Here is a 14,942-nt window from a genome sequence, read left to right as displayed (position 1 = left end):
TGCCGCGCATCCCGAGGGGATGCGCGGCATTCGTCGTTTCGAGCCGGTGTGTCAGGCGCGCGGCTTGCGGCGGGTGTCCTGCCGCTTGTAGCCGCCCTCCCGGCGCGGGGCGCGGCTCATGGAGCGCTGTCCGGGAGGGCCCTGATCCAGCTGCAACTGAATGAGCTGACCGCTGATGCGGGTGCGGCTCAAGGCATTCAGCGTCTCGCTCGACAGATCGGCGGGCAGTTCCACCAGGCTGTGGTCCGGGCGAATGCTGATATGGCCGAAGTCGCTGCGGCGTAGGCCGCCCTCATTGGCAATGGCCCCGACGATCGCGCCCGGCGCGACCTTGTGCCGCTTGCCGACCGAGATCCGGTAGGTGGCGAGCTCGGCCCCGGTGGCCCGGTGCCGCGACGGCTCCCGGCGCTCACGCGGCCCGCGATCCCGATCGTCGAACGAGCGCGGCGCCCGCTCCCTGCGTTCCCGGGGCGCGGGTTCGGGATCGGGCTCCATGAAGAAGTTGTCGCCGTCGTAGGACCCGACCGCCAGCGCCGCGGCAATATCCACCAGCGGAATATTGTGCTCGCGCTCGTAATCCTCGATCAGCTTGCGGAACAGCGGCAGATTCGCGTTCGCCAGGTTCTCGGTGATGGCATCGCCGAACTTGGTCACGCGCTGCGCGTTCACGTCCTCCACGCTGGGCAGCTGCATTTCGGTGACCTGCTGGCGGGTGGCGCGCTCGATGGCGTCGAGCAGGCGGCGCTCGCGCGGGGCCACGAACAGCAGCGCGTCACCGCTGCGGCCCGCGCGGCCGGTGCGGCCGATGCGGTGCACATAGGACTCGGTGTCGTGCGGAATGTCGTAGTTGACGACATGCGAGATGCGCTCCACGTCCAGACCGCGGGCCGCGACATCGGTGGCGACCAGAATGTCGAGCACACCGGACTTGAGCTGCCCTATGGTGCGCTCGCGCTGCGCCTGCGCGATATCGCCATTGATGGCGGCAGCGGAATACCCACGCGCGCGCAGCTTTTCGGCCAGCTCCTCGGTGGCCTGCTTGGTGCGCACGAAGATGATCATGGCCTCGAAGGATTCGACCTCGAGGATGCGGGTCAGCGCGTCCAGCTTGCGCTGATAGGACACCTGCACCCAGCGCTGGGTGATATTGGTGTTGGTCGAGGTCTTGGACTTGACCGTGATCTCGACCGGATCCTTCAGATACTGCTTGGAGATCTTCCGGATGGCCGTCGGCATGGTGGCCGAGAACAGCGCGACCTGCTTGGTGTCGGGCGTGTCGCGCAGGATGCGCTCGACATCGTCCTGGAAGCCCATCTTCAGCATCTCGTCGGCCTCGTCGAGCACCAGGTACTGCAGCTCGGTCAGGTCGAGGGTGCCGCGCTCCAGATGGTCGATGACACGGCCCGGCGTGCCGACCACGACCTGCGCGCCGCGCCGGAGCCCGGACAGCTGCACCGCGTAATTCTGGCCGCCGTAGATGGGCAGCACGTGCAGACCCGGAATATGGGTGGCATAGCGCTGGAAAGCCTCGGCCACCTGGATGGCCAGCTCCCGCGTCGGGGCCAGCACCAGCGCCCGCGGCGATTTGCCGGACACTTGCAGCCCCATGAGGATCGGAATGGCGAACGCGGCGGTCTTACCCGTGCCGGTCTGCGCGAGACCCACCACATCCGCGCCGTCGAGCAACGGCGGAATCGTCGCTGCCTGGATAAGCGACGGCGATTCGTAGCCGACATCGGCGATGGCCCGCAGAATGCGGTCATCGATGCCGAGATCGGCGAAGGACGGGCCGTTCGCGTCCCTCTCGTCGTCGCTGGGAACGCTGTCGGCCGGTGAGGTACTCATTGACCAGGAGTTTACTGCCTGAGCCTGGTCGGTCCGACCATCGGGTGAATACGCTGGACGTCGTGCAATCGGACAACTCGCCCGCCGGGCTCGGCCGCACCGAATCCGCCCCGGTCCGCAACTACGTGACCGGCCACCTTCCCGCCACGGAACCGGGCAGCTCGGGCGGGATGACGGCGGCCGCCGCCGAACCGGCCGCCGCTCCCGGCACACCCGGGGCGAACGCCCCCGGCGGTGTGGTGGATATCGCGGTGGCGCAATTCGGTCCGGGCGCCGATACCGTGGCCAATCTCACCGCCCTGCGCGCGGAGGTCCGCGCCGCCGCCGAACTCGGCGCGAAGGTGGTGATCGCCCCCGAATACTCCATGTTCGCGGTGCGCCGCCTGGACGCCCGCGTGGTGGCCGCCGCGGAACCGCTGACCGGTCCGTTCGTGAGCGGATTGCGCGGTATCGCAGCCGAATTCGGCGTCCACCTGGTGGCGGGCGTACTGGAGGCGCCCGGCGGCGACCAGCCCGCCGATCGCGCCTACAACACACTGGTCGCGGCCTCCCCCGACGCCGAATTCGCCGCGATCTATCGCAAGGTGCACCTCTATGACGCCTTCGGCGCCCGCGAATCCGACTACCTGCTGGCCGGACCGCTGGACCCGCCGCAGACCTTCACCGTCGACGGCGTCGTCTTCGGCATGCAGACCTGCTTCGATCTCCGCTTCCCGGAAGGCTGTCGCCGCGTCGCCGCCGCCGGAGCCCAGGTCCTGCTGCTCCCGGCGCAATGGATCCCGGGCCCGAACAAGATCGATCAATGGACCACCCTGCTACGCGCCCGGGCCATCGAGAACACCGTGTTCGTGGCCGCCGCCGACCAGTGCGCCCCGCTCGGCGCAGGCGCCTCCATGATCGTCGGCCCCACCGGCGCCGTCCTGGCCGAACTGGGCGACCAGGCCGGAATAGCCACCGCCCGCATCGATCTGGCCCACCTGCACGAGGTCCGCACCACCAACCCCAGCCTCGCCCTGCGCCGCTTCACCATCACCGGCTGACAAGATCACCGGGAACTGGTGGCGGCATTGCGCGAGAAGCCCCCGCCACCAGTCCCCGGTGGATGTCGTTTCACTTCGCGCGGCCCGGTGGGCGCGGGTGGGCAACTACACTGAACTGCAATGATCTACCAGGATCGGGGCGGCGCGGGGCGCGCGCTGGGTGGGGTGCTGAGGCACCTGCGCGCGGCGGATCCGCTGGTGCTGGGACTGCCGCGCGGCGGGGTTCCGGTCGCCGCGGCGGTGCGCGACGCCATCGGCGGGGATCTGGATGTGCTGCTGGTGCGCAAGCTCGGGGTGCCGTGGCAACCCGAACTCGCCATGGGGGCCATCGGCGAGGACGGGGTGCGGGTGCTCAATGACGATGTGCTGCGCCATACCGGGGTGACGCCCGAGCAGGTGGCGGCCATCGAGGGGTTGGAGCGGATCGAATTGGAGCGGCGGCGGCAGGTGCTGCGGGCGGCCAGCCCGGCGCTGCCGTTGAAGGACCGCATCGCGGTGATCGTGGACGACGGGATGGCCACCGGCGCCACCGTCGCCGCCGCCTGCGAGATCGCCCGGCTGCACGAGCCGCGGCGCGTGGTGGTGGCGGTGCCGGTGTCCTCCGCCGAAGCGCTGCACCGCATTCGGGCCCTCGCCGACGAAGTGATCTGCCCGCTGGTGCCGCGCTTCCTCGGCGGCGTGGGCGGGGCCTACCGCGACTTCCACCAGCTCACCGACGAGGAAGTCGTCGACCTGCTCAGCGAATCTCGGTGATCCCCTTCAGATGTCGCTGCGCCAGCTCGGCGTAGTACCCCGGATTGATCTTCACCCACATCTCGGCCGGGGTACCGGCGATCTCCTTCTTCACCTGCGCGGGCGATCCGGCGGCCAGCACATTGTCCGGAATGACCGCCCCCGGCGGCACCAGCGAGTGCGCCGCGATCATGGTGCCGCTACCGATCTTCGCCATATCGAGGACCGTGCTGCCATTGCCCACAATGGATTCCGCCCCGAGCGTCGCGCCATGGAAGACGACCGAGTGCGCGATGGTCGACCCCGCACCGATCTCCACCGGAACGTCCTCCGGCACATGGATCACGGCATTGTCCTGCACATTCGCCCGCTCGCGAATAATGATCGGCGCCAAGTCCGCACGCAATACCGCCCCGTACCAGACCGAGGCCCCCGCCTCGACCCGCACGTCGCCGATCAGCGTGGCAGTCGGCGCGATGAAGGCACTGGGATCGACGACGGGCCGCTTACCTTCGAATTCATAGAGTGGCACGCCCGCCACGCTAAACCCTTGCCGTCCCTAATGGTTCGTAATACCGGCCAGGTCGGCAGCGTCCGGCGCGCCCGCAACCCGCAGCCCCCGCCATCCCGAACCGGTTCGGCGCCCGGCCGGGTCAGGTGTGCGCGGCGCAGGTCAGGACCCAGTCGGTGATGTCGGCGGTGACCTGTGGGTTGACCGGCTCGTGAAGCAAGTCGTGCCCGGCATCGGGGTATTCGCGGAGGTCGGCGGATATCCGGTGGGCCCATTCGCGGATCGGGGCGATCGGGGCGCGGCGGTCGTCGACGCCGTGCACGACCAGGACCGGAATTGATTCCGGCAGTGTGGGTTCGCGGCGCGGTGGAGCGGGTGTCGCGGTGGCGGGAGCACGGGAATCAAGCGGGAGCCGCGCGGCAGGGCGGCGCGGGGCGCGAGCAGCCGCGCGGGCGGACTTCGGCGATCCGCCGCGCGGGACCACCTCCGGGGTCCCACAGAGGATGAGCCCGGACGGGAGTGCGACAGCCGGGTCCCCCAGGACGTGCACGGCCGTGGCCGCGCCGAGCGAGTGGCCCATCAGGAACAGTGGGAAGGTACTGGGGATCAGGTCGAGGAATGCGTGTGCGTCAGCGGACAATTCGGGCAAAGCGCCCGGGTGTTCGGGATCGCCTTCGCTGAGGCCGTGGCCTGAGGTGTCCAGGGTCCACAGTTCGATGTGCGCGGCGCCGAGGGCGCGGGCGAAGCGGTGGTAGTGGCCGCTGTGCTGTCCGATACCGGGGAGCAGTGCGATCACCGCGGCCGGATGCTCGACCGGCCACCGGCGGAAGTGCAGCTGCCCGCGGGGGCCATCGAAGTACGGCATCGGGCGATTCTCGCAAACGCCGGACCGCCGTCCGCACCGCTCCCGGAACTGCGACACGCCGAAATGGCCGATGGGGTTTCACGCGCTGGACCGGGCGCGCGACGCCCGCGCCGCGCTAATGTGAACACGAGTCGTGTTGTCTCCCAACACCGCCCGCAAAACCAGGGTTGACGTGCGGATGCGCGGGCGGGAGCGGGAGCACCTCGCGGCCCACCTGGCGGCACACCACGTCCGCGCCAGTCGCTACGCTGTTGCGCGACTCGGTCGTCGTGCGATGCGCGACGCGGCCGCCGCGGAGGGTGCGGCGCACACGCAAGGACGCGTGTCCGGGTGCGGGGTGTCGGCGGAAAGGCACAGGAGGGCCGCGATTGATTCTGTTCGGTGATCGTGTCGTGTGCAGCACCGGAGACCTGGTGTCGGCGGCGCGTTGTGAGTTCGCGCTCTTGCGCGCGCTCGACGCCGAACTGGGACTGGTGACGCCGGTCGCGCCGCATGCGACCGGTGCGGTGACCCCTGCCCGCGACCAGACCGTGGAACACAAGCTCGCCGATCTGCGCGACAGGTACGGCACGGGCGTGGTGCGGGTGCGCGCCGTGGAGCCGACCCCAGGCCTGGATCCGACGGAAACCGCTGCGGCACTGGCGACCGCGCACGAACGGACCCGCGCCGCCATGGACGCGCGCGCCGACGCGATCGCGGGCGCGGTGCTGATGGACGGGCAGTTCGCCGCCCGCTGTGATTTCCTGCTGCTCGACAGCACCCCCGAGGCGCACGACTACCTGCCCGCCGCGGTCGCCACCCGGCGCACCGCCGTCACCGCCCTGCTGACCGTGGCCGCCGCCCTGGCCGCCCTGGCCGCCCCCACCCCGGGCGACCTCTTCGTCAGCACCCGCATCCCCGGTCCAGACCCCGGCCCCCGCACCACCCCCACCCCGGGCGACCTCATCATCAGCATCCGCGCCCACAGCTCCGTCTTCGACAGCGCCGCCACCGCCCCCCGCCTCGTCAACCCCGGCGACCACAGCCCGAGCGCCACCGGCCGCACCGCCGCGCCCTCCACCGCGCCGGACGAAGCGGACCTCCACGAGCAGACCGCCACCGGCGAACGCGGCACCGACGACGTTGTCCCCCACGATGCCGCGCCCGCCGACGGGCCGGGCCACGACATTCCCGAGCTCGAATCAGCCGTCGTGGCAACCGCACTCGGGTCGGTCGTGCCTGTCGGCGATGCGCCCGATGTGGGCGACAGTCGCCTCGGGATCGGCGCTGCCGAGGACTGTTCGGACGGCGGGTTCGGGAGCGATCCGGGCTGGGATGAGTTGCGGCGGAGCGGGGTTCCGCTCGATCCAGCCGATCCGGCGGATGCGCCCGTGGTGTTCCGGATTCGGGTGGACGAGCCCGGGGCGCAATCGGATTCCGGGGGCGCGGTGGAGGCGGACGACGGGTGGGCGCTGCTGGAATTGCTGGCGCAGCGGCAGCGGGCGTTTCCGGGGATGCGGATTCATCACTATCGCGGGGGGTTGCGGCCGCTGCTGAGTGCACTGGGTGAGCGGCACGCCGACGGTGAAGACATGGTCGCGGAGGTGCTGCCCGCGCTGGTGGATCTGTATCCGGTGGTGCGGGCGGCGCTGCTGGTCGGCGAGCGGTCCTACGATCTGCATCAACTACCGCCCAATCAGGCCGAGGCCGGAAGCGGACCCGAGGCCGTTGTGCGACTTCGGGATTGGCTGCTACGGCTGGCCGCCGAGCACCGGGTGCGGCCGGTGCGGCGGATGGCCTACGACTATTGGGAGACCGGGCCGGACGAAGTCGAGGCGGCGCCGCGGGCGTTCGCGGAGACCGGGCAGCGGGGACACTGGTGCGAGGCGCAGGTGGCGGCGGCGTTCATGGCGGCCGCGCTGGGATATCACCGGCGCGAGGGCCGTCCGCTGCGCTGGGCGCACGACGATCGGCTGGATCATCCGGTCGAGGAGTGGGCCGACACCCCGGGCGTGCTGATCGCGGACTGGGGTGCGGTGGACACCAAGTGGCACAGCACCGGTCACCGGCCCATGCGCCGATATCTCACGCTCACCGGGCGACTCGGCACCGGCAATGCGCCACCGCCGGGGACGCGGGTGCTCACGCTGTACGACCGGCCGGTGCAGGGCATGACCGCCGCGCCGGGACAGCGCGCCCTGGCGCACGCCACCGTGCTCGGCTGCTCCCTCGACACCAATTTCGAGGATGTGGTCCGGATCGTGGAGTTGCTGCCCGACGGCTGCGAACCCTACGATGATCTGCCCGCCGCCATCGCGCCCTGCCCGCAGGGCCGCCAGGAATTCCTGGCCGAAGCCCTAGACGACACCGCGCACCAGTTGCTGGTGACACTGCCGCAGGTCCCCGATACCGCCGTCTTCGACCTGCTCTGCCGCCGCCCGCCGCGGCTGCGCTCCGGTGAGACGCTGCCGGAGGTGTTCGGCGATCACGCCGCCGCCGTCACCGCCGCCATTCTCGATCTGGAGAACTCCTATATCGCGGTGCAGGGCCCGCCCGGCACGGGTAAGACCGACACCACCGCCCGCGTGGTGGAAAGGCTTGTGACCCGGTACAAGTGGCGCGTCGGCGTGGTCGCCCGCTCGCACGCCGTGGTCGAGCACATGCTCGACGCGGTGGTGCAGGTTGGCGTGCTACCCGAGCTCGTGGCCAAGGCCGATGCGCAATCCGTCGCCCCGGAATGGCTGCCCATCGAGGCGCCCCGGTATTCGCGCTTTCTCGACAATGCGGTCAATGGTTGTGTGGTGGGCGGACTTTCGAATGATTTCGCCGATGCCGAGCGCATCGCCCGCGCGGGCCTGGACCTGCTGGTCATTGCCGACGCGGGTAAATTCCCGCTGGCCGAGGCGGTGGCGGTCGCGGTGTGCGCCCGGAATCTGCTGCTGGTGGGCGATCCCGCGCCCGCCGCCGGACAGGGCGCGCATCCCGAGCCGGTGGGCGAATCGGCGCTGGGCCGCCTGGTCGGCGCGCATCGCACCCTGCCCGCCGCCTTCGGCTACTTCCTGGACCGCACCTGGCGCATGCATCCGCGCATGAGCGGCCCGGTCTCCCGGCTGCGCTACGACAATCGCCTGCGCTCCAATGAAACCGTCACCCTGGCAAGAGAACTCGACGGCATGCCGCCCGGCGTGCGCACCGTGACGGTCGAACATCACGGCAACAGCACCGAATCCGCCGAGGAGGCCCGCGAGATCGTGCGCCAGGTCCGCACCCTGCTCGGCCTGCCCTGGCAGACCGGCGCGGTCACCCGCCGCCTACACCCGCACGACATCCTGGTCGTCGCCCCCTATCACGCCCAGGTGGCGCGCATCCGAACCCTGTTGTCCCGGGCCAGAATCGAGGATGTGCTGGTCGGCACCGCCGACCACTTCCAGGGCCGCGAGGCCGCCGTGGTCCTGGTCTCCATGACCACCTCGGCCCCCGAGGACGCCCCGCACGGCATCGGCGCGCTGCTCTCACGCCATTGGCTGACCAGCGCCATCTCCCGCGCCATGTGGGCCGCGGTCATCGTGCGCTCCCCGCTGCTCACCGAATACCTGCCCGCGACCACGGCGGAGGTCTCCGACCTGGCGGCGGTACTACAGCTGGATCGAGTCTAGCGGCGAAGCGGCCCAAGCACTTTCAGCCGAACCGAACTCAGCCGAAGCACTGTCCTTCACCGCGATAGGTCGGCACCGCCGTGCGCGACCCGTCGGCCTCCACCAGGTGCACCTGCGTGAACCGCTCGCACAGCTCCCCGGCCTTGGCGTGCCGGAACCAGACGCGGTCGCCGATGGTCAGCCCATTGGAGCCGGTCAACGGCGTCTGCACCTCACCCGCGCCCTCGGTGCCGATGAGCCCCAAACCCAAGGGCCACACCGGTTTCGGAACCCGCGAGGCGCCAGCCGGACCGGAGGCGATGTACCCGCCGGAGAACACGGTGGCGATCCCTTCCGCCGGGCGGCGCAGCACCGGCAGGGCGAAATACATGGACGGCCGCGGCGCCAGATTGCGGTAGCCGTCGAAAAGCGTCGGCAGATACAGCCCCGATCCGGATGTCACCTCGGTGACATCCGGATCGGAGATGCTCACCTCGATGGACCCGGTCCCGCCGCTGTTGACGATCTCGAGCTCGCCGACCTCGCCGCGGACCGCGTCCAGCACCCGCCGCCGACGTCGCAGGATCTCCATGGCCGACGCCTTCTTCACCAGGCGCACAGCGGGATTCGTATCGGGAAGCCCGGCGATCTGCGCCTCGTAGGTCATGACGCCGACCACGCGGAACCCGCGCCGCTTGGCCGCCCCCGCCAGGCGCGCGGCCTGTTCCGGCGTCCGGATCGGCGAGCGCCGCACGCCGAGGTGCAGCGGCCCGATGCGCAGCGAGGCGTCCACATCGATACACACCCGGGGCGCGACCCGCTCACCCACCGCCGCGCGGATGAGATCCAGTTGCGCGGTGTCGTCGATCATGAGCGTGATGGAGTCCAGCAGCACCGGATCGGCGGCGAGTTCGGCCAGCGCGGCCCGGTCGGCGGTCGGATAGCCGAGCAGCACATCGCGCGCGCCCTGGCGGACCAGCCAGATGGCTTCGGGGAGTGCGTAACCCATGATGCCCGCGAATCCCCCGGCGGCGGTGAGCTCGCTGCCGAGCACCTCTTCGAGGACCGCGCGGCAGCGAACGGATTTGCTGGCCACCCGGATCGGCACCCCGCGCGCGCGGCGCACCAGATCGGCGGCATTCGCACGCAGGGCGGCGAGGTCGACGGCGGCCAGCGGCGCGTCGAGTTCGGCTGTGGCCGCGTGCAGCCCGGTAATCGGCGACGGATCGGTCACCCGATCATTCGATCACGAAACTGGTCATGCGTCCAGCAAATCGCCCGGATCGGTGCCACAACCGGGAACGGGGTACGGAAAGACGTATCGGATTACCTCAGAGATCCACGGCCTTGGTCGACAAGTACTGCACCAGATCGTCCAGGACCACCAGCGATGTCTCGTCATCGCAATCGGCCAGCCAGCGCAGCACCATGCCCTGGATCACCGCCACCAGATAGGCGGCAATGGCATCGCAAGGCTCCAGCCACTGGGTGCCCGAACGCTGCGCGCACAGCTGCAGGAATTCGGTGACCGCGGCATCGAGCCCGCGGAAGGTCGCCGACGCCTCCGGGTCCGGGATGCACATGGTCTGGTTCTCCCACCGCCTGCGCAGCGCGACCAGGGTGGCTTCATAGGCTTGAATCTGCCTGTCCGGAGCCGATTTCAAGATCGGCCACAACGTGCTCACACCCGCGTGCAGCAGGATTCGCAACGCACGATTGCCGGTGAAGTCGAGAGATGCGGCCGCTTTCTCGATGGCCTCGATCATGGCCGGACGCAGTCCGACCTGGACGATTTCTCCACTTGCGTTCAACGACGACTCCCTAGGGCGAAAGAGCTCGCGCACATGCCCGCGCGGCTCGCTCAACGGGTCTGATCAGCACTGATCCCCGAGCAGGACCTCGGCGTACCCGTTCAACAGGTATCGATGCTACGTCGTTTTCTGGCTTCGAGACCAGCTTTGATAGGGGTTTTCGTACCCCAAGATTGTTTTGTTACCTAATTGGGACGCGCCCGCGATCGAATGGGAATCGTCGAATTTATTCGATCGCCTGGTCGCAACCACATTGGGACCGATTGGTATTTTATGAACATTGTTCAACGTAAAGATAGTGGATGTGCGGCAACCCACAGGCAAGGAGGCTTGCCCGGTCAACCGCTAGCCTGAGCGGGTGACTGCTGCGCGCCCCGACCAATTCCGCATCTCCGGCACCTTCAATTTCCGCGATGTGGGCGGCGCCCGCACCACCGGCGGCGCCACGGTCCGTGCGGGCGCGCTACTCCGGTCCGCACAGTTGAGCAGGCTCGATGATGCCGGACGCGCCACCCTGCTCGCGCTCGGGGTCACCGATGTGCACGATCTGCGCGGCCACGCCGAGATCGACTTCATCGGCCACGACGCGCTGCCCGAATCGGTGCGCCTGCACGTCACGCCCTTCGACGTCCGCATAGGCGAGACGCCGCCGCACGAGGCGCGGCGGCACTCCACCGCCGCGGCCCACATGCTCGAGGTGTACCGGGAGTTCCCGGCCATGCCGGAGGCGAACGCCGCCATCAAGGCCCTGGCCGATTCGGTGCTGGGCGGCACCGCGCTGGTGCACTGCGCCGCGGGCAAGGACCGCACCGGCTGGGCCGTGGCCACGCTGCTGCGCGCGGTCGATGTCACCGAGGACGACGTCTACGCCGACTATCTGCTGAGCCAGGACGCGGTGCCCACGCTGCGCGCCTACATGACCGCGGATATGAACGAGGAGCTCTCCGACGACCTGCTCGGCGTGAAGCCCGAATACCTGGCCTCGGCCACCGACTCCATGACCGATATGTACGGCGGCATCGACGGCTACCTCGCCGAGATCGGCCTCACGCCCGAGGACCGCGCGGCGCTGCGCGCCCGGCTGCTCGACTGAAATCGGCCGTCAGTCGACCAGGGCGCGGCGCACCAGCCCGTCCTGGTCGATGCTGACCTGATTGCCGGTGTGGAACCACGGTCCGGTGAAACGGGACTCGGTGGTCTGCGGATCGTTCCAGTAGCGGCGGGTGACATTCGGGCCGCGGCAGAGCAATTCGCCGTGCCCGGTGGCCGCCTCCGGACCCCACAGCGCCAATTCGGTGCCGCCGAAGGCGAATCCGAGAATGTCGCGGGCCGGGGCGCCGTCATCGCGGGCCAAGCCGATGCCGCTGGTCTCGGTCGCGCCCCAGACCGACCACTGCCGGGCGGCGGGGAAGACCTCGCGCAGGGTGTCGGCCACCGATTCGGCGGTATTCGGATCGGCGGCGGCGAGTTCGGTGCGATGCCCGGCGCTGCACACCTGGCGGACCCGTTCGACCCGCAGGCCCGCCAGGTCCGGCAGCAGCCCGGCGAAGATGCGCGGGGTGGCCGACACCATATCGATGCGCTCGGCCACAAGGGTTTCCGGAACGGCCGCCCGATCGGGCGCCAGCACCACGGTGCCGCCGACGGCGAAGGTCGGGAGCAGTTGATCCACGCAGCCGCTGGCGTGCGCGAGCGGCAGCAGCACCAGATTGCGCAGGCCCTCGGTGGGCAGTTCCAGCGCGCCGACCACCGAACGGATGGCGGAGAGCAGGTTCTCGTTGGTGAGCTCCACCCCGCGCGGGCCGCCCTCCAGCCCCGGGCTGGTGTAGCAGAGCAGCGCCAGCTCGCTCAGCGACGCGCCGTCGTCGATGAAGGCCGCCGCATCGGGCAGCGCCTCGCGGTAGCCCGCCGCGCTGCCGCCGCCGTCGAGAATGTAGTCGGCGCAGGCATCGCGGATCACGCGGTCCGCCACCGCATCCGGCAGGCCGTCGTGCACCAGCACGGGGACCGCGCCGGAGAGCAGCGCGCCCAGGAAGGCATGCGCACCGCGACGCGATCGCCGTAGCCGATGCCGTGCTCCTGCAACCCGCCCGCGATCCGCGAGGCCGAGTACCAGAGCTCGCGGTAGGTGAGGCGGGGGCCGCCGATCTCGACCACCGCCTCCCGCGCGGAGAAGGTGTGCACCTGGATATCGAGTAGCTCGGTGAGAGCAGGGGTCAGGTTGCCGTATCGCAGGATGCCGTCCGCACCGCGCGCAAGAGGGTTGTCGCACCGGGCATTTCGCGTGTTCGGGTATTCCACCAGTATTTGCGACATGTAATCCCTCCGAGTGCCCTCGAGCCCTGCCAGGCATGAGTGACTATATGATGCACATCACATCTGTGGGCGGATTGTCGGCAAACGTAGTGGAGTCCTTACGGGGGCGAAACGGGTCAGCGCCCCGTGTAAGTAGCTTTCCCCGGACCGACTTCCAGGAAACTCTGGACGGCATTGCGCAGGTCCTCGGTGCCGAAGAGTTGCCCGGAGACCTGCGGCGCCACCGAATCCGCGTGCGCCACACCGCCGGAACGCCAGGCCCCGATGATCTCCTTGGTCGCGGCGTGTGCGCGTGTCGGGCCGTCGGCGAGTCGGGCCAGCAGGGCGCGGGCCGCGGTGTCGACATCCTCGTGCACGGCATTGACCACGCCCCAGTCGGCCAGGGTGGCGGCGTCGTAGAGATCGCCGGTCATGACGAATTCGCGGGCGCGGCCGGACCCGGCGCGCTCGGCCAGCCGCTGCGGGCCGCCCATGGACGGGGTCAGGCCGACCACGGTCTCCACCAGACCGAACTTGGCCTTGGGCGCGGCCAGGATGATGTCGCAGGCCAGCGCGATCTCGAAGGCGGCGGTCAGGGTGAGGCTGTGCGCGGCGAACACCACCGGGCAGGGCAGCGCCTTGTCGAAGAGGTTCAGCGGCGGATGGTCGATGGTCAGCACCGCGGCCCGCGCGCCCCCTTCGGTGGTGATGTACCCCAGGCGGGTGGGCTTCGTGTCAGTCATGCGCCCGAATCTACGACATGGCGTCTGCCACTATGGGTGACGTGACCACCTCCGCATCGGAACTCGGGGCCTACGTCGAACCGGGCGAGTTCAAACGGGACACGAACTACATCACCACCCGCATCACCGCCGACGGGCGCGACGGGTATCCGGTCGAGCCGGGCCGGTATCGGCTGGTGGCGGCGCGGGCCTGTCCGTGGGCCAATCGGACGCTCATCGTGCGGCGGCTGCTCGGGCTGGAATCGGCGCTGTCGCTGGGGCTGTGCGGGCCGACGCACGACAAGCGCAGCTGGACCTTCGATCTGGATCCGGGCGAGGTGGATCCGGTGCTGGGGATCCACTTTCTGCGGGACGCGTACCTCGAGCGGTATCCGGACTATCCGCGCGGGATCACCGTGCCCGCCATTGTGGACGTGCCGACCGGTCAGGTGATCACCAATGACTATGCGCGGATGACCCTCGACTTCTCCACCGAGTGGACCGAATTCCATCGGCCCGGTGCGCCGCAGCTGTATCCGAAGGATCTGCGCGAGGAGATCGACACGGTGAATCGGCGGGTGTACACCGAGGTCAACAATGGCGTGTACCGGTGCGGCTTCGCGGGTGATCAACAGGCGTACGAGGCCGCCTACGATCGGCTCTTCACGGCGCTGGACTGGCTGTCCGAACGCCTCGCCGGACAGCGATACCTGGTGGGCGACACCATTACCGAGGCCGATGTGCGGCTGTTCACCACCCTGGTGCGCTTCGACGCCGTCTATCACGGGCATTTCAAATGCAATCGGCAGAAACTGACCGAGCTACCGGTGCTGTGGGATTACACGCGGGATCTGTACCAGACCCCCGGATTCGGGGATACGGTCGATTTCACCCAGATCAAGCAGCACTACTACATCGTGCACACCGACATCAATCCCACTCGGATCGTGCCCAGGGGGCCAGACCTGGCCAACTGGCTCACGCCGCACGGACGGGAAGCCTTGGGCGGCAATCCCTTCGGAGACGGAACTCCCACGCCACCGCCGGTCGCGGCGGAACGCGTGCCCGCCTGTCACGCCCCGGTCTGAGCTACCGGCGCGGCTCGCCCGCGTAGGTGCCGAAGCTCCAGTAGACGCCCTCCGGGTCGCGGCACACGAAATCGCGTGACTCGTAATCGGTTTGATCGGTCAACTCGCGAATCACGGTCGCGCCCGCGGCTTTCGCCCGGGCATACAGGGCATCGGGATCGTCGACGACGATATAGACGGAGCCGACGCCGGGCGGCAGATCCTTCAGGGCGGAGCCCTCGCGTACGGAGCCCAGCATGAGGGCCCCGCCCCCGGGCCACGCCAGCTCGGCATGGTCGACTCTGTCGCCCTCGCCGTAGCAGGCGGTGGTCTCGAACCCGAAGGCCTGCTCCAGGAATCGGATGGCGGCGCGGGCATCGCGGTAACTCAAGGTCGGCCACACAATGGCGGTCTGTACTGAGGTTGTCGAATCGGTCATA

Annotated in this window: 12 protein-coding genes and 1 pseudogene; 5 read left to right on the top strand and 8 right to left on the bottom strand. The window is 69.4% G+C overall.

The window, feature by feature from the left end; genetic code table 11:
- Positions 1-51 precede the first annotated feature (51 nt).
- On the bottom strand, positions 52-1,845 hold the full coding sequence (locus tag NC4_RS08540) for a DEAD/DEAH box helicase (protein WP_067534711.1): 1,794 nt from the start codon (positions 1,843-1,845) through the stop codon (positions 52-54).
- Between the two features lie 236 nt (positions 1,846-2,081).
- Between NC4_RS08540 and NC4_RS08535 the strand changes: the two genes are divergently transcribed.
- On the top strand, positions 2,082-2,885 hold the full coding sequence (locus NC4_RS08535) for a carbon-nitrogen hydrolase family protein (protein ID WP_067535980.1): 804 nt from the start codon (positions 2,082-2,084) through the stop codon (positions 2,883-2,885).
- A 120-nt stretch (positions 2,886-3,005) separates the two neighbouring features.
- Complete coding sequence (locus NC4_RS08530; protein ID WP_067534708.1) at positions 3,006-3,638, top strand: phosphoribosyltransferase; 633 nt, start codon at positions 3,006-3,008, stop codon at positions 3,636-3,638.
- On the opposite strand, the gene NC4_RS08525 is transcribed toward NC4_RS08530, so the two are convergent.
- On the bottom strand, positions 3,622-4,149 hold the full coding sequence (locus tag NC4_RS08525; protein ID WP_067535977.1) for a gamma carbonic anhydrase family protein: 528 nt from the start codon (positions 4,147-4,149) through the stop codon (positions 3,622-3,624). The two genes, NC4_RS08530 and NC4_RS08525, sit on opposite strands and share 17 nt — an antisense overlap.
- 121 nt (positions 4,150-4,270) lie before the next feature.
- Positions 4,271-4,993: an alpha/beta hydrolase gene (locus NC4_RS08520; protein ID WP_067534705.1), complete on the bottom strand. Its 723-nt coding sequence runs from the start codon at positions 4,991-4,993 to the stop codon at positions 4,271-4,273.
- A gap of 392 nt (positions 4,994-5,385) precedes the next feature.
- Between NC4_RS08520 and NC4_RS08515 the strand changes: the two genes are divergently transcribed.
- Entirely contained in the window at positions 5,386-8,628 is a 3,243-nt protein-coding gene (locus NC4_RS08515) for a DEAD/DEAH box helicase (RefSeq protein WP_245721568.1), read from the top strand.
- A 37-nt stretch (positions 8,629-8,665) separates the two neighbouring features.
- Here NC4_RS08515 and NC4_RS08510 read toward each other — a convergent pair whose 3' ends face one another.
- A complete protein-coding gene (locus tag NC4_RS08510; protein ID WP_067534699.1) occupies positions 8,666-9,841 on the bottom strand; it encodes an amino acid deaminase/aldolase in 1,176 nt (391 codons plus the stop codon).
- A 97-nt stretch (positions 9,842-9,938) separates the two neighbouring features.
- Positions 9,939-10,418 carry a TetR family transcriptional regulator gene (locus NC4_RS08505; RefSeq protein ID WP_245721567.1) on the bottom strand — a complete coding sequence of 160 codons (480 nt, stop codon included), beginning with the start codon at positions 10,416-10,418 and terminating at the stop codon, positions 9,939-9,941.
- Between the two features lie 358 nt (positions 10,419-10,776).
- On the opposite strand from NC4_RS08505, the gene NC4_RS08500 reads away from it, so the two are divergent.
- Positions 10,777-11,511 carry a tyrosine-protein phosphatase gene (locus NC4_RS08500; RefSeq protein WP_067534693.1) on the top strand — a complete coding sequence of 245 codons (735 nt, stop codon included), beginning with the start codon at positions 10,777-10,779 and terminating at the stop codon, positions 11,509-11,511.
- Positions 11,512-11,520: 9 nt separating this feature from the next.
- Here the strand turns inward: NC4_RS08500 and NC4_RS08495 are convergent.
- A pseudogene (locus tag NC4_RS08495) lies at positions 11,521-12,734 on the bottom strand (class I adenylate-forming enzyme family protein).
- 116 nt (positions 12,735-12,850) lie between these two features.
- Positions 12,851-13,456 carry an enoyl-CoA hydratase/isomerase family protein gene (locus NC4_RS08490; RefSeq protein WP_067534690.1) on the bottom strand — a complete coding sequence of 202 codons (606 nt, stop codon included), beginning with the start codon at positions 13,454-13,456 and terminating at the stop codon, positions 12,851-12,853.
- 41 nt (positions 13,457-13,497) lie between these two features.
- Here NC4_RS08490 and NC4_RS08485 point away from each other — a divergent pair, with 41 nt between their 5' ends.
- Positions 13,498-14,523, top strand: a complete 1,026-nt coding sequence (locus NC4_RS08485; RefSeq protein ID WP_245721566.1) for a glutathione S-transferase family protein — start codon at positions 13,498-13,500, stop codon at positions 14,521-14,523.
- 1 nt (position 14,524) lies between these two features.
- Here NC4_RS08485 and NC4_RS08480 read toward each other — a convergent pair whose 3' ends face one another.
- Positions 14,525-14,941 carry a VOC family protein gene (locus NC4_RS08480; protein WP_067534684.1) on the bottom strand — a complete coding sequence of 139 codons (417 nt, stop codon included), beginning with the start codon at positions 14,939-14,941 and terminating at the stop codon, positions 14,525-14,527.
- Between the last annotated feature and the right edge of the window lies 1 nt (position 14,942).

This window comes from Nocardia crassostreae (assembly GCF_001613405.1).
Lineage (GTDB): Bacteria > Actinomycetota > Actinomycetes > Mycobacteriales > Mycobacteriaceae > Nocardia > Nocardia crassostreae.
Note: the sequence above shows the minus strand (reverse complement) of the source record. Positions and strands in the feature narration are given on the sequence as shown.